This is a genomic window from Anditalea andensis, from assembly GCF_000714815.1.
In the GTDB taxonomy this organism is placed as follows: domain Bacteria; phylum Bacteroidota; class Bacteroidia; order Cytophagales; family Cyclobacteriaceae; genus Anditalea; species Anditalea andensis.
Window position 1 is genome coordinate 189287 of sequence record NZ_JMIH01000022.1, and the last position, 26883, is coordinate 216169.

The 26883-nt window shown below is 39.8% G+C and carries 24 protein-coding genes; 18 read left to right on the forward strand and 6 right to left on the reverse strand.

What is annotated here, in order from left to right; all coding sequences use genetic code 11:
• Positions 1-121: 121 nt before the first annotated feature.
• From ccsA (EL17_RS13590) to EL17_RS13610, 5 genes are all read left to right on the forward strand, one after another.
• The gene (gene ccsA / locus EL17_RS13590; protein WP_035075036.1) at positions 122-799 is read left to right on the forward strand and encodes a cytochrome c biogenesis protein CcsA; all 678 of its coding nucleotides are present in this window, start codon (positions 122-124) and stop codon (positions 797-799) included.
• A gap of 112 nt (positions 800-911) precedes the next feature.
• Positions 912-1154: a CcmD family protein gene (locus EL17_RS13595; RefSeq protein WP_051720005.1), complete on the forward strand. Its 243-nt coding sequence runs from the start codon at positions 912-914 to the stop codon at positions 1152-1154.
• A 40-nt stretch (positions 1155-1194) separates the two neighbouring features.
• Positions 1195-1602 carry a cytochrome c maturation protein CcmE domain-containing protein gene (locus EL17_RS13600; protein WP_035075038.1) on the forward strand — a complete coding sequence of 136 codons (408 nt, stop codon included), beginning with the start codon at positions 1195-1197 and terminating at the stop codon, positions 1600-1602.
• 48 nt (positions 1603-1650) lie between these two features.
• The gene (gene ccsA, locus EL17_RS13605; protein WP_035075040.1) at positions 1651-4179 is read left to right on the forward strand and encodes a cytochrome c biogenesis protein CcsA; all 2529 of its coding nucleotides are present in this window, start codon (positions 1651-1653) and stop codon (positions 4177-4179) included.
• A gap of 189 nt (positions 4180-4368) precedes the next feature.
• Positions 4369-4851, forward strand: a complete 483-nt coding sequence (locus EL17_RS13610) for an NUDIX domain-containing protein (RefSeq protein ID WP_035075042.1) — start codon at positions 4369-4371, stop codon at positions 4849-4851.
• Between the two features lie 361 nt (positions 4852-5212).
• Here EL17_RS13610 and EL17_RS13615 read toward each other — a convergent pair whose 3' ends face one another.
• Positions 5213-6160, reverse strand: a complete 948-nt coding sequence (locus tag EL17_RS13615) for an alpha/beta hydrolase family protein (protein ID WP_035075044.1) — start codon at positions 6158-6160, stop codon at positions 5213-5215.
• A gap of 229 nt (positions 6161-6389) precedes the next feature.
• On the opposite strand from EL17_RS13615, the gene EL17_RS13620 reads away from it, so the two are divergent.
• Both EL17_RS13620 and EL17_RS13625 read left to right on the forward strand, forming a co-directional pair.
• Positions 6390-7166, forward strand: a complete 777-nt coding sequence (locus EL17_RS13620) for a Rossmann-like and DUF2520 domain-containing protein (protein WP_035075513.1) — start codon at positions 6390-6392, stop codon at positions 7164-7166.
• A 161-nt stretch (positions 7167-7327) separates the two neighbouring features.
• On the forward strand, positions 7328-7927 hold the full coding sequence (locus EL17_RS13625; protein WP_035075046.1) for a Uma2 family endonuclease: 600 nt from the start codon (positions 7328-7330) through the stop codon (positions 7925-7927).
• 58 nt (positions 7928-7985) lie between these two features.
• On the opposite strand, the gene EL17_RS13630 is transcribed toward EL17_RS13625, so the two are convergent.
• Positions 7986-8813 (reverse strand): serine aminopeptidase domain-containing protein, encoded by an 828-nt coding sequence (locus EL17_RS13630; RefSeq protein ID WP_035075047.1) that lies wholly within the window; start codon positions 8811-8813, stop codon positions 7986-7988.
• Positions 8814-9300: 487 nt separating this feature from the next.
• Between EL17_RS13630 and EL17_RS13635 the strand changes: the two genes are divergently transcribed.
• Both EL17_RS13635 and EL17_RS13640 read left to right on the forward strand, forming a co-directional pair.
• Positions 9301-10173, forward strand: a complete 873-nt coding sequence (locus EL17_RS13635; protein ID WP_035075049.1) for a geranylgeranylglycerol-phosphate geranylgeranyltransferase — start codon at positions 9301-9303, stop codon at positions 10171-10173.
• Between the two features lie 52 nt (positions 10174-10225).
• A complete protein-coding gene (locus EL17_RS13640) occupies positions 10226-10477 on the forward strand; it encodes a type II toxin-antitoxin system Phd/YefM family antitoxin (RefSeq protein ID WP_035075052.1) in 252 nt (83 codons plus the stop codon).
• Positions 10478-10652: 175 nt separating this feature from the next.
• Here EL17_RS13640 and EL17_RS13645 read toward each other — a convergent pair whose 3' ends face one another.
• Positions 10653-11264 carry a Uma2 family endonuclease gene (locus tag EL17_RS13645; RefSeq protein ID WP_035075053.1) on the reverse strand — a complete coding sequence of 204 codons (612 nt, stop codon included), beginning with the start codon at positions 11262-11264 and terminating at the stop codon, positions 10653-10655.
• Positions 11265-11420: 156 nt separating this feature from the next.
• Here EL17_RS13645 and purN point away from each other — a divergent pair, with 156 nt between their 5' ends.
• Both purN and purH read left to right on the forward strand, forming a co-directional pair.
• Positions 11421-11978 (forward strand): phosphoribosylglycinamide formyltransferase, encoded by a 558-nt coding sequence (gene purN, locus EL17_RS13650; RefSeq protein ID WP_035075055.1) that lies wholly within the window; start codon positions 11421-11423, stop codon positions 11976-11978.
• A gap of 214 nt (positions 11979-12192) precedes the next feature.
• A complete protein-coding gene (gene purH, locus EL17_RS13655) occupies positions 12193-13719 on the forward strand; it encodes a bifunctional phosphoribosylaminoimidazolecarboxamide formyltransferase/IMP cyclohydrolase (RefSeq protein WP_035075056.1) in 1527 nt (508 codons plus the stop codon).
• Between the two features lie 216 nt (positions 13720-13935).
• Here the strand turns inward: purH and EL17_RS13660 are convergent, their stop codons facing one another.
• Both EL17_RS13660 and ileS read right to left on the reverse strand, forming a co-directional pair.
• Positions 13936-14571 (reverse strand): lipoprotein signal peptidase, encoded by a 636-nt coding sequence (locus EL17_RS13660; RefSeq protein WP_035075058.1) that lies wholly within the window; start codon positions 14569-14571, stop codon positions 13936-13938.
• A gap of 67 nt (positions 14572-14638) precedes the next feature.
• Positions 14639-18025 (reverse strand): isoleucine--tRNA ligase, encoded by a 3387-nt coding sequence (ileS, locus tag EL17_RS13665; protein WP_035075060.1) that lies wholly within the window; start codon positions 18023-18025, stop codon positions 14639-14641.
• A 641-nt stretch (positions 18026-18666) separates the two neighbouring features.
• Here ileS and EL17_RS22700 point away from each other — a divergent pair.
• Positions 18667-19065 (forward strand): ATP-binding protein, encoded by a 399-nt coding sequence (locus EL17_RS22700; protein ID WP_051720006.1) that lies wholly within the window; start codon positions 18667-18669, stop codon positions 19063-19065.
• A gap of 107 nt (positions 19066-19172) precedes the next feature.
• Here EL17_RS22700 and EL17_RS13675 read toward each other — a convergent pair whose 3' ends face one another.
• A complete protein-coding gene (locus tag EL17_RS13675) occupies positions 19173-20513 on the reverse strand; it encodes a deoxyguanosinetriphosphate triphosphohydrolase (RefSeq protein WP_084166226.1) in 1341 nt (446 codons plus the stop codon).
• 184 nt (positions 20514-20697) lie between these two features.
• Here EL17_RS13675 and EL17_RS13680 point away from each other — a divergent pair, with 184 nt between their 5' ends.
• The 6 genes from EL17_RS13680 to EL17_RS13700 all read left to right on the forward strand — a co-directional run bounded on the left by EL17_RS13680 (position 20698) and on the right by EL17_RS13700 (position 26835).
• Positions 20698-21432: a DUF4382 domain-containing protein gene (locus tag EL17_RS13680; protein ID WP_035075064.1), complete on the forward strand. Its 735-nt coding sequence runs from the start codon at positions 20698-20700 to the stop codon at positions 21430-21432.
• Complete coding sequence (gene ribD, locus EL17_RS13685; protein ID WP_035075066.1) at positions 21429-22469, forward strand: bifunctional diaminohydroxyphosphoribosylaminopyrimidine deaminase/5-amino-6-(5-phosphoribosylamino)uracil reductase RibD; 1041 nt, start codon at positions 21429-21431, stop codon at positions 22467-22469. The genes EL17_RS13680 and ribD overlap by 4 nt, the downstream gene beginning before the upstream one ends.
• A 33-nt stretch (positions 22470-22502) precedes the next feature.
• Positions 22503-22985 carry a GAF domain-containing protein gene (locus EL17_RS13690; RefSeq protein WP_035075515.1) on the forward strand — a complete coding sequence of 161 codons (483 nt, stop codon included), beginning with the start codon at positions 22503-22505 and terminating at the stop codon, positions 22983-22985.
• A gap of 29 nt (positions 22986-23014) precedes the next feature.
• The gene (locus EL17_RS13695; RefSeq protein WP_035075068.1) at positions 23015-24058 is read left to right on the forward strand and encodes a Gfo/Idh/MocA family protein; all 1044 of its coding nucleotides are present in this window, start codon (positions 23015-23017) and stop codon (positions 24056-24058) included.
• 367 nt (positions 24059-24425) lie between these two features.
• Positions 24426-24581, forward strand: a complete 156-nt coding sequence (locus tag EL17_RS23560) for an insulinase family protein (protein WP_164675086.1) — start codon at positions 24426-24428, stop codon at positions 24579-24581.
• A complete protein-coding gene (locus tag EL17_RS13700; protein ID WP_164675087.1) occupies positions 24565-26835 on the forward strand; it encodes a M16 family metallopeptidase in 2271 nt (756 codons plus the stop codon). Before EL17_RS23560 ends, EL17_RS13700 begins: the two co-directional genes overlap by 17 nt.
• Positions 26836-26883 lie beyond the last annotated feature (48 nt).

Below are 26883 nucleotides of genomic sequence, written 5' to 3' on the forward strand. Positions count from 1 at the left end.
CATAGGATAAGGGTAGGTTTGGATAATCTACTGCAAAAAGATTTGGTAAGAATAACCACGAAAAGGGCTGAAAAGAGGAACTTATGCCTTACTTTTGCGCTTAGTAAGCAAAACTAAGAATATGAAATCATACTGGTGGAAAGTATTGGCGATCTTGCTGTTAGCCTATACAGTATTTGCCGGTCTTCTTTTTGAAGTCCCTCGTCTTCCTATTCTGAATGAATCCATTCGGGCACTTTATTTTCATGTCACCATGTGGTTTGGTATGGTGGTCATGTTAGTAGTGGCAGTAGTTTACAGTGTCAAATATCTCCGATCAGGAGAACTTAAGCATGATGATATGGCCATTGAATTTACCAATGCCGCTATACTTTTTGGGGTTTTAGGTATAGTCACCGGTATGCTATGGGCAAAATTTACCTGGGGCGAATATTGGAGTGGTGATCCAAAGCAAAATGGCTCCGCTATCGCCTTATTAATGTACTTTGCTTACCTGATATTAAGAAATTCTCTGACAGATGTTCACCAAAGAGCGAAAATAGGCGCAGTATATAATATCCTGGCATTCGCAGTATATATTCCTTTGATCTTTGTATTGCCTAGACTGACAGACAGTCTCCACCCTGGCAATGGCGGTAATCCAGGTTTCAATGCCTATGATATGGACAGTACTTTAAGGATGGTTTTTTATCCCGCTATCATAGGATGGACGCTTTTGGGAGTTTGGATAAGTACCATAAGGGTAAGGTTTAGAAGGTTGGAGCGTAAATATGAAGATCAACTTATCAATCAGATATAATGAGATCAACTATGTCACAGGTAATAAACAGCGGAAAAATTATATCTCGTCATAGAATGCCGACTTCAGATACAGGGCAAATTATGGCCTTTGAAAAACTAATTGTATAAAGATGAAAAAGTGGCTTTTAATATTATTTCTGATGGTCAGCTTAAAGGTGGCAGCACAGGAAAAAGTAGAAATAACTGAATCAGATTATCAGAATACCAGCGTTGAAATGGCAGATGTCATGCGATCAGATGGTAAAATCTATGTAGTAGTAGGCATTATCGCTATCATTATGGCAGGGATCATACTTTATGTGATCAATACTGAAAGGAAAATAGCCAAGCTGGAAGAAAATTTTAAAGACTAAGTTCGATTACCATAACCGACAGGTTTAACTATTAAAGATTATGAAAAAGGGACATATTTTAGGTATTGGAGTAATAGCAGTGGCCATCGTGATCATCATCACCATGATGGGCAGTGCCAGTACGTATGAAAGCTTTACTACAGCTAAAACCATGCATAAAAATGGCAATGCCAAAGCTATACATGTAGTAGGTGAACTTAAAAAAGATACTAACGGTAGTGTGGTAGGCCTCGAAGTAGGGGAGGATAAAACATCGTTTATTTTTACCATGGTGGATAATGATGGTATGGAACAGCAAGTATTTTATAACGAGCCTGTGCCTGCTGATTTTACTCGGTCTGAGCAGGTAGTGGTCATCGGTGCCTATAAGGGAGAGAGCAGCAGCATGTTTGTAGCAGAAAAAATACTTATGAAGTGCCCATCCAAATATCAGGAAACGGATGTTTAAACCTTATTGAGCAATAAGGCAAGTTAAAAATTTTGATTCCAAAAAATTATGATTAATACCTTTGTGGGTAATCTTGGCCACTTCATGGTGATATTAGCTTTTGTGAGCTCACTGGTGACGGCCTTTTCGTACTATAAGTATACTTTGTCCAATGAACTTGAAAAAGTCAGCTGGCGAAAATTCAGTAGAATATCTTTTTATGTTCATGCTGTATCAAGTTTGTCTATAGTCTTTATACTTTTTGAAATCATCTATAATTTCAGATTTGAATATTTTTATGCCTATTCTCACGCATCTAAGGCACTGCCGGTCCATTATATGATCTCCTCTTTCTGGGAAGGACAGGAAGGGAGCTTTCTTTTGTGGATCTTCTGGAATGTGGTCCTCGGGCTGGTGCTGGTCCATACCAATAAGACCTGGGAAGGACCGGTGATGGTGGTATTTGCTTTGGTGCAGGCTTTCTTGGTATCTATGATATTAGGAGTGGTGTTTGGTGATCTAAAGATAGGTAGTTCTCCATTTGTATTACTTAGAGATGTATCCAATGCCCCTATTTTCCAGATCAATCCAGATTTTGTGCCTGAAGATGGTACCGGATTAAATCCTTTGCTCCAAAATATATGGATGGTCATCCACCCGCCCACCCTTTTCTTGGGTTATGCTTCTACCTTGGTACCATTTGCCTATTTGATGGCGGGGCTTGCGACCAAAAGGTACCATGAATGGATTCGTCCTGCACTCCCTTGGACGATTTTCTCTGCGCTTGTTTTGGGGATGGGAATTATGATGGGGGCTTACTGGGCTTATGTCACGCTTAACTTTGGGGGATACTGGAACTGGGATCCTGTAGAGAACGCCTCCTATGTGCCCTGGCTGATCCTGATCGCCGCTATCCATACGATGATCACCTATAAGAAAAGCAGCACGGCGCTGAAGACTTCGATAGTTTTGGTGATCACCTCATTCATATTAGTCCTTTATGCTACCTTTTTGGTAAGGAGCGGCGTGTTGGGTGATACCTCGGTGCATTCATTCACTGATCTGGGTCTATCCGGGCAGTTGTTGATCTATCTTTTGTTCTTTTTATTTGTGGCTATATTCCTTTCAGCGAAAGAATGGAAAAATATCCCTACCTCAGACAAAGAAGCATCCGTCTATTCACGGGAATTCTGGATTTTGATCGGTGCCACTACATTGGCACTGATGGCATTTCAGGTCATTTTGCCCACCTCTATACCTGTATTCAATGCTGTAATAGAAAGCTTTGGTGGTATTTCCAATATGGCACCACCCGCTGATCAGGAAGAATTTTATTCTAAATTCCAGCTATGGTTTGCAGTGGCCCTGGCACTACTTACCGCTGTAGGTCAATACTTCTGGTGGAAGAAAATGGACAAGGAAACACTTAAGGATGTTTTGACAGTACCGTATATCATATCGCTGATAGTGGCTGCTATCATTATCACCGTAGGTAAAGTCTATACGATTTCCTATATAGTAGTGGTGATGGCAGGGGCTTTTACCATTATCGCCAATGGGGGGATCTTTTTCCAACTTATGAGAACATCCAGTTTTAAGCTTGCCGGAGGCTCCTTAGCCCATATAGGTCTCGGTATGATATTAATAGGCGTGATGTTCTCTTCTGGGTATTCTGAAGTAATATCTACGAATATGTCAGGACTGACCTATAAAAAAGACTGGGAAGATGACCTGAATAAGGAAAACATCCTACTATGGATCAATAAGCCCCTTCAGATGAAAGAGTACAGCGTAATCTATCGAGGGCGCAATAAAAAAGTAGCCGGTGTACCGGGTTATGTCAATGTGAACAAATTAAAAGCCACGGAGCGGGTAAATGAAGCTGTGGCATTACAGGATATAGAAGCTAAAGGCAAAGTATATCATAAAAAAGGAGAATTGGTAAATATCGTATTGGAAGAAAACAGTTATTTTGAGATCGAATACTATAAAGGCGATGACCATAAATTTACGCTTTTTCCAATGTCACAGCCAAATCCGACCATGGGGCTGATATCTTCTCCCGATTCCAAAAGATTTATCACTCAAGATTTATATACCCATATATCTGCCATCAATGATTATGGAGATCCGGAGTGGAAGGATGATGAGATCTACGACGTATCGCCAGGAGAGCAGTTCCACATCAGTGACTTTGTGACCACCTTTGAAGGTGGTGAAGTGCTGACAGAAGTGGATGGAGTAGAGCTTCAGGAAGGAGACGTAGCCGTAAAAGCTACTTTGGTAATCTATGACAATGATATAGAAAAGAGGATCACACCGCTGTTCTTGATCAGAGGAAATCAGGTAGGAAGAATACCCGTGGTAGATTCTGATCTCGGAATTAAGGTAGAGCTTACTAATATTCTGCCTGAGGATAATAAATTCAGTTTTACGGTAAACCGCTTTCAAAAAGACTATGTAGTAATGAAAGCCATGGTCAAGCCTCATATCAACGTATTGTGGGCAGGGACCTTCCTGGTACTTATCGGGTTTGGGGTGGCTTGTTACCGAAGGTATGATGAGTTTATAAAAATGCGGGATAAGGGATTAGAATAAGATTAAAGATATTGGGTGCCGAGATTATGCTGACATAGCCTTGGCTTTTTTTATAGTGGTCGAAATCTAATTATTAGATTGTGGTTAGTTTACCCTTTATTTACCTGATATGGATAGATTGTTCAAACGAAACCGGTATGGACATTTGAAGCTCATAAAATAATTATTGCTGAAGTATTTTACATTATTATGGTAGAAACTCTCCAAAAAAAGTTGGTAGAAAAGCCAAACAGAAATGAACGTGAGGTGGTGATTGTATATCCATTTAATACTGAAACCAATGAGATGTATGTTATTCAGGAATACATTCATAGCTATGATAGGAAATTTTGGAAATTTGTGAGTGGGGGTGTGGATAAAGTAGATAAAAATATACTGACTCATGCGATAGAGGAACTGGCCGAAGAAGTAGCAATGGAGTCAGACGTCTTTTTCCACCTGTATTCATCAGAAAAGGTTTTTGGTAATAGGCCTATGCATTACTTTATAGCAGAAGATCCTGTGGTAATGGAGAATCCACCGGTGAATCCTGATGATGATTACATTACCGATGCCAAATGGGTAGACGAGGAAGCGTTTCAAAAAATGCTTGATAATAAGGAATTGTTATGGGACCAGGGGACCATGTGTGCCTTACAGGCGTTCAGGAAATATCGCAAGTGTAATGCTTAATCTAAATACTGCCACTATTTCCGAAGTTAATTTTTTTTGGCTAGTTCCAAGGATAGCTACAGCCTACCCATGGGCCTCGAAATGTAATTCTTCAAAAATTTTGTTTAATGAAACGCCATTTTCTATAACAGGAAATTAGCTGGTACCCTGATCCCTTTAAATACCGGCTGTCATCTACGGGTCTCTGCATCACTGGTATTGATATTATCTATTGTTTCCATACTTGTAATATGCGAAACACTCATTATAGCATTGAGTATTTTTATAGATCTAAAGGTAATTGTAAAATCAAGTAAAAGCCTTAAGGTAGTATACTACTTCTTAAAAATAAAGACTTTGAACCAGATAGACTAGTTGTTATTTAAAGAGAGAGTTGACCAATTTTTATTAATTCCATTGCGAATTTTTTAGGTTCTTGGCTCGGTATTTCATGGGTAGATTGATCAAACCATACTATATGCTTATGACTGGCTTTTAGTTTATTATAATAATTTTGAGTCACTTTATAATTGGCCACTAAATCCTTGTCACTGAGGAAAAAATAAATAGGACAGCGTATTTCCGGTACTGATTCAGCTATATTCATATTAGATGCCTCTAAAAAAAGAGGCATCCATTTTTGAGACCATGTCCTGAACAATGATGGTGGAAACTGTTTATTGGTAACTTTTTTCTCGGAAAATGAAGCTGTCCATTTTCTAAGCTTATATAACTCTTCCCAAGAATTATATGGAATACTTATTTGGGAAAGGTCCTTTATAGCGTGAAAATTATTGGCATTTTGTGCTTTTTCTATAAGTATTCTCTTAGTCAATCTATCTGAACCACTGCCATGGATCATCGGGCTTACTGAGATATAAGCATAAAGGAGTTCTGGATATTCATGAGCAAATTGATGCCCAAGGAACCCACCCCAGGAAAAGCCTACCAGGTAAAGTTTATCCTTTCCGAATTTTTTCAATAGATAGTCCACCACATCTTTGGTATCGTTATACATAAGTTCCAGCGATATAGGATCAGAATCATTTCCCCAGGCAGCAGTTATCCCAGTACCTCGCTGATCCCATTGGGCTATTATAAAATCATTTTTGAGATGCTTGATGAATTTTTTAGAATATGGTCTGGATGAAAAACCAGGTCCACCGTGTAAGAATAGTAGCAGCGGTTTAGTATCGTCATTTGATTGGGTACCAATCCATTGACCTATCCCTCCTATGTTTACTCCTTCGTGGGTTTTAATAGAATGCTGGGCATTAAGGCTAATATTTATAAAGAGTAGCAAAAAAATTAAATAGCTTAATCTTATCATGACTTACAGGTAATATCTATTGTTTCCTCATAAATTTAGATGTACCATCGATTATATCTATACTTCAGAGAATCATTTTTTTAATTTGTGTAATTTAATAAATATAGTATTTATTTTGTTTTATTGTACACACACACACATACAATATGATACATAGTTATCTATGTATTCATTATTAAGATTTAAGCCGTCACTGAGGAAACTAAAAGGAAAATCCATAAATTCACCCATGAATTTTAGCATAGCGATCATCGGTACAGGCAATGTGGCCTGGCACCTGATACCGGCGCTGGAGGATGCCGGACATACGATTACAGAAATTTATGGACGGGATATAGAGAAGGCAGAACAGCTTACAGGCCGGGTATATGAAGCCGAGGCTACAGATGACTTGGATTTTTCGGAAAGTAAGGCAGAGATATTTATATTGGCTGTAAGTGATACGGCTATCGTAGAATTGGCGGATGAGCTTATTTTGCCTGAAGACAGTATTCTCGTACATACTTCCGGGTCTGTATCACTGGAGATGTTGGGTTATAGTTCAGCCACCTATACAGGCATCTTCTATCCGCTGCAGACATTCAGTAAAGGAAGGGAAATTGATTTTTCTGAAGTGCCCTTTTTATTGGAGTCCGATGATCAAACCACCCTGCAAAAACTCCAGAAGCTGGCCAAAAGCCTTTCTCCAATCCAGTATGTGGTAAAGTCAAAGGACAGGAAAGCCCTACATGTGGCAGCGGTCTTTGCGGGTAATTTTACCAATCACATGATCCGTATAGCAGAAGAGATCATGAACAGGCAGGGACTTGATTTTGAAATGCTGAAGCCGCTGGTAATAGAAGCTGTCAGCAAAAGCCTGCAGCTTGGTGCAAAGAAAGCTCAGACGGGTCCTGCCATCCGGGAAGACTTTACTACCTTGGAAAATCACTACCAGTTTCTTAACTATAATGAATCTGTCGCTGAAATCTACAAATTGATCAGTCAGGATATAATTGATTCGCAGTAATGATTTTATAAATGTCTGACATGGTCACAGACCTTTTCTTTAGTAATTTTATCTTTCAGATATCGGGAATTCCTGTTCGATAATATTTCTTTGGATTTAAAGGATGCTTTTCTGTTCTTATCAGTTATAATTTTGTATAGCTGAATGATTATCTTTATAGTATGGAAGAGGTGAATAATAATATGGAAGAGCCTTTATCAGAATATGGTCGCTATACTTATGCAGACTACCTAAGCTGGCAGATGGAGGAAATGGTAGAACTGATCAAAGGTAAAATTTTTAGACAGGCAGCAGCTCCGAGGGTAAACCATCAAAGGGTATCCGGGATAGTTTTTACTTCACTATTTAATTTTTTAAATGGCAAAAAATGTGAAGTTTTTGCAGCTCCATTTGACGTAAGGCTACCGGTCAAATCCAAAAAACATGATGATATTGATACAGTAGTCCAGCCGGATATCTGCGTGATATGTGATCCTGGAAAGCTGGACGAACTAGGCTGTGTGGGGGCACCAGATTTGGTGGTAGAGATTCTTTCTCCCGGAAATAACAGTAAGGAGCTGTTAAACAAGTATGAAGTTTACGAGGAGGCCGGTGTAAGGGAATATTGGGTTATCCAACCAAGTGAGCATACACTTTTGGTTTATACTTTGGTAAACGGTAAATTTTCACCCTCAAGGCTTTTTACACATGGTGATATTGTAAGATCAGATGTGATCAAGGGTTTTTCTATGGATTTGGAAGAAGTTTTTAAGGATGTATAAGTTTTAGATTTCTAAAAATTATGAGATTGAAGACAACATAACCTTACTAAGCAGTCTTCTAGATATTTAGGACCCATTCTAATATTTTGCTCAAAGCATTATCATCTATATTGTAAATATCAGGCTTGTGTTCACTGAATTTTTTAGGAGTAAGCATATGGTATAATCCATCAACTACCTGCACGTCAATTTTTTTATTGCCCATTTTGGAGAGCAATTCCGTATTACTTATAGGATCTACAAGTTCATCTAGGGCTCCGATGATGTATAACACCGGTATATTGATATTCTTGTACGTGGCCTCATAATCTTTTTTTAGTAAAGAGATGAACAGAGTATATGATATATAGGACTTATAATCTTTCCTTTTTATATTCAATAGTTTGGCTTGCTGATCAATTATTTTTTTTATTTCCTGATTTTTAAGATTTTTATTGGATTGGACTACTTCATTAACTAGATCAATGAATTCGCCCTTTTTCTTGTGCTCCATTTTTAATGTTTCAAAAAATGGAAGATTTGGATCACTCACATATTGGTATTTAACCATTTCAAAGGGTTTAACAGGCTTTGCCCATTGAATCATAAAATCTAACTCTGCCCCCTGAATAAAGGCTTCAATAGAAGCAAGCCCTCCTTCACTATGACCTATTACCCCAATTTGTTTTCCTATCAATACGTCATTTCTTCGTAGGTTAGATATACAGAAATATAGATCATTATATTTTCTAATCTCTGAAAAAATGTAAAGATTGATATAATTACCACCGGACTTTCCCACACCTCTCTCATCGTATCTGTATACGGCTATATTATTTTGTAATAAGCTATCGACAAGTTTATAATGGGTATTTCTTCCATCCTTTCCTGTCTCTGGAATAACCACTACAACTTTTTTAAAATCAGATTTTGGTGTAATTAGGTTTCCTGATAAGGTAAATTTTCTTCTTCGTTATCAAATTCAATATCAATCAAATTGTACTTTTCTGGATTAGCCACCTCCCTTTCATGGCTAGGAATGTTTTAGGAAAAGCATGTTACTGAAAGAAATAGTAAGCATATACCAAAAGCCCTATGAAAAATTTTATGCATATTTTGCGATAATTTATTAACAGGTAAGAAAAGTAATTATAGTTAAAATTTTATTCTTTTAGGCGACTTTTAACAATAATTAGGATTTTACAAAATTTTACTTTGAAATAGAGCAGGAATAGTTTTAATGAAAATAAATCTTTAAACAAACCTTAAAAAAATCACAATTTTATAATAAATGAAGGGTCTTATTATATGAGAAACAATAAGATGGAAACTTACTTATATTTCTTTTTTGTCTAAAATCGAATTTCATACCCACTTCTTTGTATTTTCACCGGATGATAGCTCAGCGCAAAACCAAACGAATCTCTTTAGAAGCTTTCCTGAAAATAATCAGGCCTGCCAATCTATTGATCGTGGCTTTGGCTCAGTTGATGACATCCCATTTTTTGATCGAAACCACTCCCCAGGGTGTGCCTGTGCTGCAGGATTATAACCTCTATCTGATCATTTTATCTACAGTAATTTTGACTGCATCGGGGTATATGATCAATGACTACTATGATGTCAAGATCGACTATGTCAACCGTCCCCATGAAGTGGTGGTGGGCAAAGGCCTTAGGCGCCGTATGGTGATGATCCTTCATACATCCTTTAATTTTATCGGAATAGTCCTCGGTTTGGCAGTAAGTCCGAGGATAGCAGTCATTAATTTTATCGCTGCATTTGTTCTTTGGCTTTATAGCAATACCCTGAAGCGGCAACCCTTTATCGGTAATCTTACCGTAGCTTTATTGGGTGGCCTCGCCATCTGGATTATCGGCTATTACTATCAGACCACCCAGCTGTATGTGGTGACCTATGCTATATTTGCATTCTTCATCAACCTGATCCGTGAGATCATCAAGGATATAGAGGATAGGCAGGGAGACAGGAAGCATGGCTGCAGGACGCTTCCAATAGTGATTGGGTTTAGGTCTACCAAAAAGGTGATTTTTGCCATAGCGGGATTATTTGTCCTATCCATCATGGTCGTGACGGTAAGGGTGGGCAGCGAACTCCTGTTTATATATTTTGGCGGGCTGAGCATCCTGTTCTTTTATTTTATGTACCGCATCTATCAGGCAGACAGAAAAAACCACTTTACCCAGCTAAGTAGGTTGGCTAAGATCCTTATGCTGACTGGGATTTTGAGTATGGCTTTTTTGTAGGAGTAAACTTTTTTATAAAGTTCTTGTAATTATAATAGAATCTTAATCACTTATGAAAAAGGTAAATTATATTGACTTTAAATCTAACATGAATGTTTATCTGGATAAGATCACAGAGGAAAAGGAAACAATTATATTGGATAGGGGTGATGGGAAAAGGGCAGTGATACTTTCCGAAAAAGAATATAATTCAATCATGGAAACACTTCACCTTTTGGGATCTAAGGCAAATGCTAAAAGGTTGTTTGAATCTATTGATCAAATAAATAAAGGTAAATTTAAACAAGGAGATTTATTAGTCTAATACCGTCAAGCCTTTTCCGGTTGGTAATAGAATGATAGTTATTTAAGGGTGAAAGCAAAAATATTACCCTTCTGGGGTTTCATAACTATATATTTAAATTATCTATAAATATGACATCCCTCTGGGATTTTGATAATGGTATATCTGGCTGATAAAAATAACAACAATGGAAAATTCACCCCTCCAAATTCCCAAAAATATCACCCAGATCTATTTCTAACCCCTCAATTGTGGTAGAAGAGAATTTCATCCCCGTAGTGAATAATCTGGAGGGAATATATTTACCATCAGCAAGGGTGTAAACAAGCAATGTCTGTTCTGAAGGATGGATGATCCAATACTCTTTCACTCCGCTTTCTTGATATACCTCATATTTGTAGATAAGCTCTTTTTGGTTGTTTCCTGGGGAGAGGATTTCAATGATCAGGTCTGGAGCCCCTTTGCAACCCATTTCGTCTAACTTATGTGAATCGCATACCACACAGATATCGGGCTGAACTACGGTAAAGATGTCTTCATTTTTAGAGGATACAGAGGGCAGCCTGACATCAAATGGAGCGATATATACCTTACATGGTTTGTCATCTAAAAAATCCGCGATTTTTCTGGCCAGCTTGAGCGCTACTTCCTGATGAATCCGTCTAGGCGCAGCGGCAGCTTGGCGAAAGATTTTCCCCTTGATCAGTTCCACCATTTCATCCAGATCCCAAGTTAGATAATCTGCATAGGAAAAGGTGCCATAGGATGCCTGAGGGTCATTAAGAATATTCTTCTCCTCGCTTTTCATATACCCAATTTACCAAATATTACTAGCAATTTAAATTACACTGAACAATATAATTGTCATGAAGTTAATAATGAAAACTTGTATGACTAGGATTTAAATTATTAACCTCCCTACTTTTTCATTAAATTTGCCTTCCATCTAAACCGATCACCAGACTTGAAAAATATAGCCATACTTGCCTCCGGCAGCGGGACCAATGCCGAAAACATCATCCAATACTTTGAAAATTCAACCAAGGCCAAAGTGGCATTGGTAGCCTCAAATAGGCAAGATGCCTACGTTCTCGAGAGGGCAAAAAACCATAATGTTCCCAATTTCTCCTTTTCGAAATCGGACCTGGAAGAAGGTAAACTGGCCCATCAGCTGGAGGATATGCAGATAGACCTCATCGTATTGGCTGGGTTTCTCCTCAAAATACCTGATGCTCTGATCAAAGCATTTCCTGACCGGATCATCAACATTCATCCCGCCTTACTGCCAAAGCATGGAGGCAAAGGTATGTACGGAAGCAGGGTACATGAAGCTGTCAAATCAAAAGGTGATGTTCTAACTGGGATTACCATTCATTATGTGAATGAAGTATATGATGAGGGCAGGATCATCTTTCAGGAAAGCGTGGAGATAGACCAGCGGGATACCGCTGAAACCATAGCGGGCAAGGTACAGGTCCTCGAACACAAATATTTCCCAAAAGTGATCGAAAGCCTGCTTTAATAAGCTGTTTTTCTTACCTTTGCACCTTAGAAAAAATAACCACATAGTACACAGTGGTCAACGAATTAAAATATCTGATCGCATGATTTTAGAAGGGTTATTTTATAAAATTTTATTTAATCAATTGACATTAATAACACCGCTAAAAAGACAGCATACAACTTAGAATAGCAAATTGCTCTGTGTTCTCTGCGGTTAAAAAAAAACCATCCCCATGGCTATCAAAAAAATTCAATCTGCTTTAATCTCTGTTTATTATAAAGACAACCTCGAACCCATCATTGCTTTGCTTAAGCAGCATGGTGTAAAGATTTATTCCACGGGTGGAACGCAGGATTTTATAGAAAAGCAAGGTGCGGAAGTGACCGCTGTAGAAGACCTCACCGGCTACCCATCTATTTTTGGAGGTAGGGTAAAAACCTTACACCCTACAGTTTTTGGTGGGATACTCCATAGAAGGGATCATACCGGTGACCAGGATCAGGCTATAGAGTTTAAGATCCCACCTATAGATCTTGTAATTGTAGATCTTTACCCTTTTGAAGAGACAGTGGCTCTTGGCGCTTCGGAAGAAGATATCATTGAAAAAATCGATATAGGGGGGATTTCCCTGATCAGGGCAGCTGCCAAAAATTTTAAAGATGTTACCATCATCGCTTCCAAAAACCAGTACAGCGACCTGGAAGAGAAGCTGAAAGCTAATGATGGGGGTACGTCCATCGAAGATAGAAAATATTTTGCTGCCCAGGCTTTTCAGGTATCCTCAAATTATGATACACATATCTTCAACTATTTCAATCAGACGCAGGAACTTCCTGCTCTCAAGATCAGCGAAACTTCTGCCAAAGCCCTTCGCTATGGCGAAAACCCTCATCAGAATGCCTATTTTTACGGTAAACTTGAAGATCTGTTTGAACAGCTGAATGGGAAAGAGCTATCTTATAACAATCTGGTAGATGTAGATGCCGCGGTTGCATTGATCGCGGAGTTTGAAGGAGAGACCGCTTTTGCTATCCTGAAGCATACCAATGCATGTGGGGTGGCAACGGGCTCTACTGTAAAGGAAGCTTATCAGAAATCTTTTGAAGCTGATACCCTATCTGCTTTTGGTGGGGTTTTGATTACCAATAAAACAGTGGATGTAGAAGCTGCGCAGGAGATGAACAGTCTCTTCTTTGAAGTTTTGATCGCTCCAAGTTTTGATGATGCTGCACTTGATCTGTTGAAAGGCAAGAAAAACCGGATCTTGCTCCAGCAGAAAATCCAGATAGAAGGCACCAAGCAAGTAAAAACCTTACTGAATGGCTATATCGAGCAGGACAAAGATCTTAAAACAGAGACCAAGGATGACTTTAAAGTAGTCACTAAAATAGCCCCTACTGAAGCTGAAAAGGATGCTTTGGTTTTTGCTGCCAAAATCTGTAAGCATACCAAATCCAACACAATTATCCTGAGCAACAGTAACCAATTGTTTGCAAGTGGCGTTGGCCAGACTTCCAGAGTTGATGCATTGAAGCAGGCCATTGCTAAAGCCAAAGAATTTAATTTTGACTTAAATGGAGCGGTTATGGCATCAGATGCCTTCTTCCCCTTCCCTGACTGTGTAGAGATTGCCTCTAAGGAAGGGATATCAGCTGTGGTGCAACCAGGAGGCTCCATCAAAGACCAAGACAGCATCGATTTCTGCGACCAGGCAGGTATGAGTATGGTGCTGACAGGAGTGAGGCATTTTAAGCATTAGGAAAAGATTGGACGGAAACTTAAGACCGAATTATAAACTTTAACATGAATATTGAAGCACCTGGGATACTGGGTGCTTTTTTTTAGTGTCAAGATACTAGCGAGCACCAAATGCGAAGAAAATAGCGCCTCTTAAGATTCAAACCTCTTCGCTATAAAAATTAATAAAAAAAGCCAAAGCTTCCGCTAAGGCCTTTTTTATATCTTAAATCCTATATCACTTCTGTTCAATAAACTGCTTCTGAATTTCGTCTTCCTCTTCTTCCTTCTGTGTTTTTTCGTGTTCGAAGAATTTGGTCTGGTAGAATAAGATGATGGCAACTCCAATAAAAATAGCAGCATCGGCTATATTGAAAATAGGCCAGAGGGCCGTATAACTTCCCCCCCATATTGGTACCCATTCGGGGATAAATCCTTCCCAGATGTCGAAATAAAACATATCGATCACCTGTCCATGAAACCATGGGGTGGGTGCGTTGTATGGTGCATTGTTCAACAATACGCCATAAAAGATACTATCGATCAAATTTCCGATAGCTCCTCCTAAAATCATCGCTATACAGACAATGTATCCGGGATGGGCTTTCTTATTGATCAAATAATAGAGATAATAACCTATACCAAACATGGCCACCAGTCTGAATGAGGTAAGGATAAATTTACCATATTCTGACCCCAGCTGCATGCCAAAAGCCATGCCCGGATTGGTGGTATAGTGCAGTTTAAACCAGTCTCCTATCACTTTTATCTGACCGGGAGTCCCAAAGTCCATGTTATAGTGGACCAGCATCTTGACTGCCTGATCTATAAGGATTACTAAAATAGCTATCCCAAAATATTTTGGATATTTCATATGTTATCTTCTTGCACCGATAGATGCCGGACAATATAATTCATTATTTCAATAAGTAAATCCGGAATTATACCTTTTCTACTTTTACGGTCAATTCAAAGTCATCCATATCGAGTATAGTTCCTCCTTCGATATTGCCGTTTACACTTAATGATAAAGCCTGTGTCTCTTCCCTAATATAAGAAGAGAAATTTTCCAAAGCCTGATTGATCAATTCATCATGCTTAGCTATTTTTATATTGATCTTGTCCTGAACCTCTAGGCCCATATCCTTTCTAAGGTTTTGAATCCTGTTGACCAGATCACGGGCTATTCCTTCTTGTTTTAGTTCTTGTGTCAAGGTTACATCCAATGCCACCGTCACGCCTCCTTCTGAAGCCACGGACCAGCCTGGTATATCTTCAGATGAGATTAACACATCTTCGAGCGTTAAAGTTATTTTTTCGCCTTCAAGGTCGATAAAGATAGCTCCGTTTTTCTCTATCTCGGCGATCTCATCTTTGCCCCATTTCTGGATGTTAGCAGCCACTAGCTTCATTTTTGGACCGAATTGCTTGCCTAATTTAGAGAAATTAGGTTTAACATTTTTTACCAAAATACCGGAGGTGTCATCAATGTATTCGATGTGCTTGATATTGACTTCCGCCTTGATCAGTTCTTCTACATGCTGGATCTGTTGTTTGGTCTTTTCAGACAGGATAGGAACCAGGATCTTCTGAAGGGGCTGTCTTACTTTTAACCTTTCCTTCTTTCTTAGGCTATGCACAAGTGAACTGATGTTCTGTGCCAGCTCCATGCTCGCCAGGAGATCTTCATTGATCAAGCTGTGGTCAGCATTGATCCACTCTGTAAGGTGAACGGACTCAGGAACCTGATGACCTGCCTCTCTTCTGCCCTCAGTCAAGTTTCTGAACATCCAGTCCGAATAGAATGGTGCAAAAGAAGACATCAACTGAGAAATGGTGATCAGGCACTCATAAAGCGTCTCATAGGCAGCCAGCTTGTCAGCGTTCAATTCACCTCTCCAGAACCGTTTTCTGGCCAATCTCACATACCAGTTGGATAATTGGTCTACTGTGAAGCTCATGATAGCTCTGGTGGCCTTGGTAGCATCATAGCTGTCCATGGCATTTTCTACCTCTATGATCAGCGACTGCAGCTTTGAGATGATCCATCTGTCCAGCTCAGGTCTTTGATCTGCCTGGATGGCCTTGTCACCATCATAGGTAAAGTGATCCAGGTTGGCATATAGCGCAAAGAAATTGTAGGTATTCTGTAGGGTGCCGAAGAAGCGTCTCTGCACTTCAGTTACCCCTTCTTCGTTAAATTTAAGGTTGTCCCATGGATTGGCATTGGACAGCATATACCATCTCAGCGCATCAGGGCCGAATTCCTTCAGTGTCTTGAATGGATCCACTGCATTGCCCAGTCGCTTGGACATTTTATTGCCGTTTTTGTCCAGCACCAAGCCATTTGCGATGACATTTTTAAATGCCACATCATCAAACAGCATGACGGAGATAGCGTGCAAGGTAAAAAACCAGCCTCTGGTCTGGTCCACACCTTCTGCTATATAGTCGGCCGGGTAATTGGCTTTGAATATTTCTTCGTTTTCAAATGGATAGTGCCACTGTGCATATGGCATAGCTCCCGAATCAAACCATACATCAATCAGATCAGTCTCACGGAACATCTTTTCACCCTTAGAAGACACCATGATTACATCATCCACATATGGACGGTGAAGATCCGGCACCTCTTCTTTGAAGGGAGAGGCAGTCATAAAGCCTTTTTCTATGGATTTCTTGATTTCTGCATTTAATTCATCGATAGAGCCGATACATTTTTCCTCAGATCCATCTTCAGTTCTCCAGATAGGCAGCGGCGTACCCCAAAACCTTGATCGGCTTAGGTTCCAGTCCACCAAATTCTCCAGCCAGTTGCCAAATCGGCCTATACCGGTAGATTCGGGCTTCCAGTTGATGGTCTTGTTCAGCTCCACCAGTTTATCTTTATAGGCTGTGGTCTTGATAAACCAGCTTTCCATAGGGTAATAAAGTATAGGCATATCCGTTCTCCAGCAGTGTGGATAGCTGTGCTCGTATTTCTCTACCTTGAAAGCTTTGTTTTCATTCTTGAGGATGATGGTAATAAAGATATCAGTGGTCTTATAATCAGCACCTGACTCATCTTCTTTCAAATAGTTCTTCACATAAAAATCATCCGCCCCAAATTCCTTATGGGCTGCGATGCCGTGTTCTTTGATCTTATCAGCTAGGTATTTTCCTACTATAGGTAAAAACTTACCCTGCTTATCTATTACCGGAACATCTGTCCCATTCTCATCTTTGACAAAAACGCCAGGCACTCCATTCTGCTCCAATGTCCTAAAGTCATCCGCCCCAAATGCTTTGGCAAGGTGGACAATACCGGTGCCGTCTTCGGTAGTGACATAATCTCCCGCTATCACAGTAAAAGCGGGATGCGGCAGTGATAGGCCTTCTATCGGGAATAATTGTTCATATTCCAATCCCAATAAATCCCTGCCCTTCATTTCTCCCAATACCTGATACGGGATCAGCTTATCTCCAGGTTTATAGTCCTCTATGGCCACATCACTGGCCTTGGGGTTAAAGGAAGCGCTCAGCCTTGCTTTGGCCAGGATAACGGTCTGTGGCTGGAATGTATATGGGTTAAAGGTTTTCACCTTTACATAATCCAGGTTTTCTCCTACGGCAAGGGCAGAATTGGAGGGAAGTGTCCACGGCGTGGTGGTCCAGGCCAGGATATAGGTATCTTCTTCTCCTTTAAGCTTAAACATAGCAGTGATAGAGGTATCTTTTACATCTCTGTAGCAGCCGGGCTGATTAAGCTCGTGGGAACTAAGCCCAGTACCTGCTGCTGGTGAATAAGGCTGTATAGTATACCCCTTATAAAGCAGTCCTTTATCATAAAACCTCTTGAGGAGATTCCAAAGTGTTTCTATGTATTTGGCGTCAAAGGTAATATAAGGATCATCCAAGTCCACCCAGTAACCGATCTGCTCGGTGAGCTGGTCCCACTCATCTTTAAAACGCATGACCGTCTCGCGGCATTTTTTGTTATATTCCTCTACAGATATCTTCTTGCCTATATCCTCCTTGGTGATGCCAAGTTCTTTTTCTACCTGAAGTTCCACGGGAAGGCCATGGGTATCCCAGCCTCCTTTACGCTTTACCTGAAAGCCTTTTAGTGTCTTATACCGACAAAAAATATCCTTAAGGGTCCGTGCCATCACGTGGTGGATACCCGGGGTTCCGTTGGCTGAAGGCGGGCCTTCGAAGAAGGTGAAGGTTTCGGCTCCTTCTCTGTTTTCCACGGATTTCTGAAAGATTTTGTTCTCTTTCCAAAAAGCCAGAATACTTTCCCCTATGCCGGGATAATCAACTTGTTTATATTCCTGATATTTTTTCACGATCGGATTTTCTTTTGTCTATGTAATAGGTTTGGAAGCTAAACTGCCCCGTTTCAACACCTTAAGGATAGGATCAATTCCCTAATCCTTTCAAAAGCAGGCACAAAGATAATAGATTTTGAGGGTTAAAGTGAATATTGGTTAGGAAAAATGGTTTGGTAAGGATGCGGAAGGTTTAATGGGGATAAAATGAGGTCCACAGTCGGCGATCGATAGTCCAAGGAAATGGTATCAACCTTGTCTCCCGCTTGAGATGGTATCAAGATGAAGATTTTCATTTCGCTGGATTCATAATTTATCGGACATATAGCATACAATAGTCAGCAAATGAATGTTTGTGGGGACATTGAAATTTTGAAAATAAATAGATTTTATACCTAATGGTAAAATACCATTAGGTATCATTAAGTATGGAATTAAGTCAAAATGAGATCATTTTGGCAGCGTCAAAGGACGGTCACATATTGTCTCTATGGCTGCAATAGACATATGATGACCTATATTTTCAATAATTCTACAGGTTTGGCGATATCATGTTATTACAGAAAATTGGTTCTTAGCATTGGGGAAAATTTTTTTGTGATATGCTTTAAACGGATAGGGAAAACCGGAAAAAGACAGCTGCTTTAATCCCAGGTTTGATGAGGTATCATTATTGGTATGTGCAACAGTTGGTCCATTATACTTGTCAAAATACTGAAAAGATAGCTGGGGAGGCAGATGCATATATGGCGTTGGAGAAATTGATATGTGCCAATACACCCTTATACCAAAAGGAAGTAGAATCCATTAGCCCAACCCAGTTATGTTTCCAGAAAGCTGTTGCACAGGGGGAAACCCAGCTGACATCCACAGCAGTGATGGATAAATACAAAGTGGGAACACCCAGGGATATTTCAAAAAACAAAGCCATATTGGTCCCAAATGATATCCTTACTGAGGATAATGGAAAATATGAATTTCTTGATCCGGCTTTTGAACTTTGGTTTCTTAAGCTATATTTTAGGAGAGTTTATCTTCTAAAAACTAATTTGCATTAGATGAGGATCCACAATAGCACTAAGTCACTAAAGTCTAAACAGTAAAGTGTGGTTAAAGATTATCATTAATTGACAATCCGAATCCATCAATCAAAAATTACAAATCCTTACGCACCCGGCAGTGCAATGCCCTTCACCTTCCTATATAGAGACAGTGCATACTTATCCGTGATACCAGATATAAAATCAATCAAAGCCCGAAGAAGTGCATAAGCATTTTCTCCATCGTACTCTTCCAGATCAAAATCTTCCGGCAGCAATCTCAATATGCTTTTGTCCTGACCTGAATAGAGCTCAGGCTGATAATATTTATGATAAAGTGCTTTGGAAAATACTTCCAGCAATCCTTCCAACACCTGGAAGCCCGCTGCCTCTTTTTCCAGTACTGGCTTGCTTCTGTAGATTTTTTCTACGGATAATTTTTGAATTACTGCCAATGCTCCGGAGGAAGGAATGCAATCAGTTAGGGCTTTGTCGAAATCACCTGTTAGGATTTCATGTTCCCTTTCTATAAATACTTCAGCTGCTTCTTCTATCAGCTTACCTATAGTCAACGCCCTTAAGATGGCCAGTTTTTGGGAAGGGTATTTATAATTCTGGAGTTTTTCAGCGCTGAATTTATCCTTCAGGATATTAGCCATCAGCTGAATGCTTTCTTCGAGGTTCACAAGTCCCAGTGTGCAGCCATCCTCCAGATCAATGATATTATAGCAGATATCATCCGCCGCTTCTACCAAGAAAGCCAATGGATGTCTCAAATATGCATTTTTATCGGATGGAATCCCTAATTGATCGGCGAGTAATGTATAATGCTCGGATTGGTCGGAGAAAAAACCGAATTTCTTTTGGCTCCTTCTTGATTTGTCTTTATCTACAAAAAGGGAGGGTCTAGGATATTTGGTAAATGCGGCCAAGGTTGCAAAATTGATTTTAAGGCCATGATTTTTGGCCGTCAGCATTCTAAATCCCTGTGCATTCCCTTCAAAATTTACCATGTCTTCCCAGGCATCCACCGAGAGGTGATTTTTCCATACCCTGCCATAAGCATGAAACTTAAAAAAATCAGAAATAGCCTCCTCACCCGCATGGCCAAAGGGTGGGTTGCCGATATCATGAGCAAGGGCTGCTGCGGCAACTATGGCCCCGATCTCTGTGGAGGATAAGTCACTTAACTCTTCATATTTATGGATGAGATGTTCACCGACTATTTTTCCCAGCGACCTGCCTACACTGGACACTTCGAGACTGTGGGTAAGCCGGGTGTGGACAAAATCATGTTCGGGAAGAGGAAATACCTGCGTTTTGTCCTGTAGGTTACGGAATGGTGCAGAGAATATTATCCGGTCATAATCCCTATCAAATTCACTTCTGGATTTGTCTGTCGGGGATGATTGGCTCTCTTTAAGCTCAAACCTTCCCGGACGTAATAGCTGTTCCCACTTCATCATGTCCAAAATTAATCAAACCCCAAATAAAAACTGCTCTAATGGCAACTTTCTGAATAATTTTTCATTGTCTTTAAAACATTCCTTACTAAGTTTGATAATTCCATATTATAAAGACACATTTTAGTTGAATCCGATGTTTGTCAAATCAAAATATTTAATTTTTGCTGTTCTATTTTTTCTTTCGATGGTCTTGCTGGCTTCCTGCTCCGGAGACGACGAAAGGGAGAATGGGCTTGTCAATATTTTTTTAATAGATGCTCCAGGGGATTTTGACGAAGTTTTTGTAGAAGTCCTAGGGGTAGAAGTAGTTCCAGATAATGGCGAACCTATCTTTTATGATTTTATTCCTGCCAATAAAATGGTAAATGTGGCCAACTTGGTAGGGGAAGCCTCACTGCTGGTTGGTAGAGGAAGAATACCTATAGGGATGATGACACAGATGACTCTGGTCCTGGGAGAAGAACTTTACCTGCAAAGAGCCGGGCAAAGGATAAATATGGAATATGCTTCTCCTGAGAACCGTCGGATTGTTTTTGAAACAAATTACAATATACTGGGAGGCGTATCCTATGATCTTTATATAGATATAGACCTGGCCAGATCTGTCAGAGGTATTGCGGGAGTATTTGTATTTGATCCGGTAGCCCGGAATTTTTCCAATATGGGCAAGGGAATACTTACCGGTACAGTAAATCCCCCGGCTGCACGTCCATATATTTATGCCTTTTCAGATACAGACACCCTTACCACACTCACTAATGCAGAAGGGAGATATTTTTTCCGTGGACTGAACAGTGGAAATTATCAAATCAGTATACAGCCAAGACCGCCCTATACTGACACTACATTCATAAGTCCCATCAGAACAGATACACTAAATAGGATTCCGACCATAGTACTTAGAAGACCTGCTGCATGACAAAAGAAGAGCTGTATATGCTTCGGGCCATCGAACTGGCAGAATTGGGCAGAGGGAATGTCCGGCCAAATCCTTTGGTGGGATGTGTGATAGTTTATGAAGATCATATTATAGGGGAAGGTTACCATCAGCTATATGGCGGGCCACATGCCGAAGTGAACGCCATCAATGCAGTAGTTGACAAAAGCCTGCTGCCATTCGCTACTGTTTATGTAACTCTCGAACCCTGTGCTCATTTTGGAAAAACACCACCCTGTGCAGACCTTTTAGTGAAACACAGGGTTGGGAAAGTTATCATAGGTGCGTTGGATTCAAATCCGTTGGTAGGGGGTAAGGGTGTAGCAATATTAAAAAATGCAGGCATACCTGTGGAAGCCGGTTTATTAGTAGATAAAATAAGAATTCAAAATAGCCGATTCTTTACCGTCATGGAAAAACAAAGGCCCTATGTCTTATTGAAATGGGCACAGACCCAGGACGCATATGTAGCTAGGGCCAATTATGACAGCAAATGGATCAGCAATGCATATAGCCGCCAGCTGGTGCATAAGTGGAGAGCAGAAGAGCATGCGATCATGGTAGGTACCCAAACTGCCCATTATGATAATCCCAAGTTAAATGTAAGGTCCTTTACCGGCAAAGATCCTGTCCGTATAATGATTGATAAAAAACTGACGCTGGATCCTAATTCCCATTTGTTTGATCAAAGTCAGCCTACTATCTGTTATAATACCGAAAAAGATGAAGAAAAAGAAAATCTTCTGTATGTTAAGCTAAAGGACCACTTCTTCCTCAAAGATATATTAAAAGATCTTCAGGAAAAGAAGATTCAAAGTGTGTTGGTTGAAGGAGGGAGTTTTTTGCTTCAAAAATTCATTTCCGAGAACTTATGGGACGAGGCTAGGGTTTTTACTGGAAACATCCTATTTGGCGAAGGAATTAAAGCACCTGAACTAAATGCCATTAGGTTGGAGACCCAATATATATTGGGAGACAGGCTGGATCTTTATGTTAATCCATCACCTGACTCCATTTGATCATTGTTTTTTACTAAAAATGAATACCATAGCATGGCTGAATCCTTATTAATCCCAGAGGGGGTGTCAAAAATTGAAAAATATACTGCTATGCTGCCGCAGATAGAGGCGCTGATAGCAGGTGAGGATGATATAGTAGCTAATCTGGCCAATATGGCCGCCGTTTTAAAAGAAAGCTTTGGCTTTTTTTGGGTTGGGTTTTATATTGTAAAAGGTGACCAGTTAGTCCTCGGTCCTTTTCAAGGGCCTATAGCCTGTACCAGGATTAACTATGGAAAAGGGGTATGTGGTACTGCTTGGAAAGAGGCCAAAACTCAGTTAGTGCCTGACGTAGATGCCTTTCCTGGGCATATAGCCTGTAGCTCAGCTTCTAAATCAGAGATAGTGTTGCCCGCATTTAAAGATGGACAGGTAGCATTAGTGCTGGATGTAGACAGTGATGTCCTTGAAGATTTTGATCAAGAGGATGCTGATCAGCTGGAAAAGCTGATGCGTATGATCGAAAAGTTTTTATAACTAATTTTTCCTCTTCCCTACATTTCAATATGAATAAACTGAAAACTGGACTGGTCGGATATGGATCGGTAGCTGAAAAAATGCATGCTCCGCTCATCCATACTTCGCCGTATATGGATCTATATGGGGTAGTAGAAAGAAATCACCGGCGGTCTAAAGATAAATATGCGGAAGTGAAGATTTTTAGATCCATAGAAGAACTTCTTTTGGTAGAGGAGCTAGATTTAGTGGTTATCGCCACACCTAATGAAAACCACTATGGACAAGCCAAACTAGCTTTGGAAGCCGGCAAGCATGTGGTAGTGGATAAACCTATTACCGTAAGTGCTGCTGATGCCATATCCCTGGATAGATTGGCTAAGGATAAGGGTTTGGTGTTATCTGTTTTCCAAAACCGCAGGTGGGACGGAGATTTTCTAACCGTTCAAAAGTTGATGCATGAAGGGATTCTGGGAAGGATCGTGCATTTTGAATCCCATTTTGATAGATTCAGACCTGAACCGAAGGAAAACTGGAGAGAAAAGGATGTGCCGGGTAGCGGAATTTTATATGATTTGGGTTCGCATCTGATTGATCAGGCACTTATGCTTTTTGGAAAGCCGGATTGGGTATATGCTGAAATTTTGAAGCAAAGGCCTCACGTGGAGGCTGATGATTTTTTCGATATTTCAATGCAATTCGACGGTGTCAAGGTAAGGTTGACCGCCAGTATTTATGTAAATGCGGTGCTGCCAAAATTTATGCTGCTTGGAGAAAAAGGCACATATATAAAACATGGACTGGACGTACAGGAACAGGCATTTAAGGAACAAAGATTACCTGTCGGTGAAACCTGGGGGATAGAGCCGGAGATAAATTGGGGTAAGATTTATTTTGAAGATAAACAGGTAGCATTCCCGACACTGAACGGCGATTATCGGCAGTTATACGAAAATATAGCAAGGGCCATTCTTGCAAATGATCCTTTAGCGGTTACCGCCCAGCAAGCTATAGATTGTCTGAAGGTCATAGAGGCTTGTAAGGTAAGTCACGAGGAAGGTAGAAGAGTGGCTGGGGATGAGATATTCAGATAAATAAAAGGTAGATAATTACTTTAGTTCGTGTAAATGATCTGTTTTAATACCCTGTGCGCTTGAGATTACTGATTGTCAATTATTTTTATGCGGGTCTATTCGAAGGTCCTGAAGCCTATTATTTTACAAATCCATAATTTTAAAATCCGGTATGAAAAAATCATTTCATTATATGTATTAATGGTAAAGGTTTAAGTCACATATGCCCAGCAATGGATAGCTGCCAAGGGAAAAACCAATGTCCACACATAAATAGGGTCTGGATTGCCAGCGCCTAATAAAATAAACAGCATAGAGTGGATTACGTAATACCAGTTGGATGATGGGCTAAAAGTCCTTTTTTCCAGATCAGTATAAGGAGATCATCATGTGGAATATTGCCTATCTGGTAGGATCTAATAGTTATGGGGTACCGAGTAGGGCCCACCTCTTACAGCATTTGGCCTTTAAAGGCACACTTAGGCATCCCAATATTCCCTCCTGGCTCACTGAAACGGGACAGCAAAATGACCGATATCCATAATGAATTTGAATCAGGAGAGAACAGTCCATTCACGGTATTGGTGCAAAGGATTATGTCAGCCGCATATGATTGGCATAATTACGGGAAGACTACAATCGGTGCCCGCTCTGATATTGAAAATGTAGATATTAGTCGTCTTCAGGATTTTTATAAAAAGTATTATCAGCCTGATAATGCGGTATTAGTAGTAGCTGGAAAATTTGATGAGGAAAAAACACTGAGTTTAGTGAATGATTATTTTGGATCTATACCTCGTCCAGAAAGAAATCTTCCTATAATGTATACGGTAGACCCTATCAAGGATGGTGAAAGATCAGTCACAGTAAGGAGAGTGGGCGATATCCAGATGTTAATGTCAGCCTATCACATACCTCCAGGGTCTCATGAGGATTATGCCCCCGTTTCTGTCATGGCAAGGATATTGGGATCCAATCCTTCAGGTCGTCTTTACAAAGCTTTAGTAGATAGTAAAAAAGCTTCCTCTACAGGCGCGTTTGAATTTGAATGGAAGGATCCAGGACTTATGTTCGCTTATGCTGAAGTTTTGAAAGAAAAAGATCTTGAAGAGGCCAAGCATGCTATGATATCTACTTTTGAAGACATGACCACCAATCCCCCTACAAAAGACGAAGTAGAAAGAGCCAAAACAGAAATTTTGAAACAAATTGATCTGATGTTCAATTCTTCCGAAAGAGTAGGATTATCATTAAGTGAAGCTATAGGTACCGGAGATTGGAGATTGTTATTTTTAAATAGAGACAGGGTCGAAGAGGTGACTGTAGAAGATGTTCAAAGAGTGGCCAAACATTATTTAAAGTCAGATAATCGTACTATAGGTATGTTTATTCCTACTCAAAATCCTTTGAGGGCAGAAATTCCTTCCGCTCCAGATTTGGCTGCACTACTTACAGATTATAAAGGAAGGGAACTGGTAGCAGCAGGAGAAGATTTTGACCCGTCTCCGAAGAACATAGAAGAAAGAACTACTCGTGTTACCTTGACCAATGGCATGGAGCTAGCACTTTTGCCTAAGAAAACCAGAGGCGAATCAGTGGAGGCTAGAATGACTTTAAGATTTGGAGACCTTGAATCGCTTCAAGGTAAAGGAACTGCTGCACAAATGGCTAGTAGCCTGCTTGATAAAGGAACATCGAATATGTCTAGGGAGCAGATTAAAGATAAATTTGATCAATTAAAAGCTAATGTATATATAGGAGGTGGGGCCAGTACTGTGATAGCAAACATTTCTACCACCAAACCAAATTTACCTGCAGTGATTGAATTGGTATCAGCAATATTAAAAGAAGCTTCCTTTCCAGAAGATGAATTTGAAAAATTAAAGTCAGAAAGAGTAGCAGATATTGAGTCGCAAAGGAGTGAGCCGCAGTCAATAGCATTTAATAAAATGCAAAGACATACTACTCCGTACGATAAAAATGATCCTAGATATACGGACACTTTTGATGAATCTATTGAAAAGATCAATAATATTTCTTTGGAGGAGGTAAAGCAGTTTTACAAAGATTTTTATGGAGCTTCCTACGGTACTTTTGCAATAGTAGGCGATTTTGACAAAGATCAGATTCAGAATCTTACTGAAGAATTATTTGGGGATTGGAAAAATTCAAAACCCTTTACAAGAATGGAGACCAAAATGGCCATTGTGCAGTCGATCAACGAATCTATTGAAACTCCTGATAAGGCAAATGCATTTTTCATTTCTTCTTATAACATGGAATTGGATGATAGTCATGAAGATTATGCTGCATTGGTACTTGGGAATTATATGTTAGGGGGAGGATTCCTAAATTCCTGCTTGGCCACTAGGATCCGTCAAAAAGAAGGCTTAAGCTATGGGGTTGGATCTTATTTCAATGCGGGCACACTTGATCCTGTATCCTCCTATACGGCTTATGCCATTTACGCACCTGAAAATGTAGAGAAGCTTGAGAAAGCTTATTTTGAAGAAATAGATAAAGCAATTACGGAGGGTTTTAGTGAAGAGGAAGTTAAAGCAGCCAAATCCGGATGGTTACAAGGTAAAACGGTGACCCGGGCCCAAGATGCTTCTTTGGCTTCAGCACTTAATAATTATCTTTATTATAAAAGAAAATTAGATTGGGATGAAATTTTAGAAAGGAAAATTGAGTCCTTAAGTGCTGCTGAAGTAAATGCTGCTATGAAGCGAAACATAGACCCAAAGCGGATGAATGTAATAAAGGCCGGCGATTTTGCAAAAAGTAAAAGTGAATAATAAATTTTAGTTATATTATTAAAAAAATAGGGACAGTATTTGTGCGGT

Excerpts from the sequence above, each read along its gene's own strand:
- EL17_RS13615 (WP_035075044.1), bottom strand. The coding sequence starts at position 6,160 with ATGATAAGATTAAGCTATTTAATTTTTTTGCTACTCTTTATAAATATT.
- EL17_RS13610 (WP_035075042.1), top strand. The coding sequence starts at position 4,369 with ATGGTAGAAACTCTCCAAAAAAAGTTGGTAGAAAAGCCAAACAGAAAT.
- ccsA (WP_035075040.1), top strand. The coding sequence starts at position 1,651 with ATGATTAATACCTTTGTGGGTAATCTTGGCCACTTCATGGTGATATTA.
- EL17_RS13640 (WP_035075052.1), top strand. The coding sequence starts at position 10,226 with ATGAAAAAGGTAAATTATATTGACTTTAAATCTAACATGAATGTTTAT.
- EL17_RS23560 (WP_164675086.1), top strand. The coding sequence starts at position 24,426 with ATGTGGAATATTGCCTATCTGGTAGGATCTAATAGTTATGGGGTACCG.
- EL17_RS13680 (WP_035075064.1), top strand. The coding sequence starts at position 20,698 with ATGGTCTTGCTGGCTTCCTGCTCCGGAGACGACGAAAGGGAGAATGGG.
- EL17_RS13645 (WP_035075053.1), bottom strand. The coding sequence starts at position 11,264 with ATGAAAAGCGAGGAGAAGAATATTCTTAATGACCCTCAGGCATCCTAT.
- purH (WP_035075056.1), top strand. The coding sequence starts at position 12,193 with ATGGCTATCAAAAAAATTCAATCTGCTTTAATCTCTGTTTATTATAAA.
- EL17_RS13600 (WP_035075038.1), top strand. The coding sequence starts at position 1,195 with ATGAAAAAGGGACATATTTTAGGTATTGGAGTAATAGCAGTGGCCATC.
- EL17_RS13635 (WP_035075049.1), top strand. The coding sequence starts at position 9,301 with ATGATAGCTCAGCGCAAAACCAAACGAATCTCTTTAGAAGCTTTCCTG.
- EL17_RS13625 (WP_035075046.1), top strand. The coding sequence starts at position 7,328 with ATGGAAGAGGTGAATAATAATATGGAAGAGCCTTTATCAGAATATGGT.
- EL17_RS13695 (WP_035075068.1), top strand. The coding sequence starts at position 23,015 with ATGAATAAACTGAAAACTGGACTGGTCGGATATGGATCGGTAGCTGAA.
- EL17_RS13675 (WP_084166226.1), bottom strand. The coding sequence starts at position 20,513 with ATGATGAAGTGGGAACAGCTATTACGTCCGGGAAGGTTTGAGCTTAAA.
- ribD (WP_035075066.1), top strand. The coding sequence starts at position 21,429 with ATGACAAAAGAAGAGCTGTATATGCTTCGGGCCATCGAACTGGCAGAA.
- EL17_RS13620 (WP_035075513.1), top strand. The coding sequence starts at position 6,390 with ATGAATTTTAGCATAGCGATCATCGGTACAGGCAATGTGGCCTGGCAC.
- EL17_RS13700 (WP_164675087.1), top strand. The coding sequence starts at position 24,565 with ATGACCGATATCCATAATGAATTTGAATCAGGAGAGAACAGTCCATTC.
- EL17_RS22700 (WP_051720006.1), top strand. The coding sequence starts at position 18,667 with ATGAGGTATCATTATTGGTATGTGCAACAGTTGGTCCATTATACTTGT.
- EL17_RS13595 (WP_051720005.1), top strand. The coding sequence starts at position 912 with ATGAAAAAGTGGCTTTTAATATTATTTCTGATGGTCAGCTTAAAGGTG.
- EL17_RS13660 (WP_035075058.1), bottom strand. The coding sequence starts at position 14,571 with ATGAAATATCCAAAATATTTTGGGATAGCTATTTTAGTAATCCTTATA.
- EL17_RS13690 (WP_035075515.1), top strand. The coding sequence starts at position 22,503 with ATGGCTGAATCCTTATTAATCCCAGAGGGGGTGTCAAAAATTGAAAAA.
- ccsA (WP_035075036.1), top strand. The coding sequence starts at position 122 with ATGAAATCATACTGGTGGAAAGTATTGGCGATCTTGCTGTTAGCCTAT.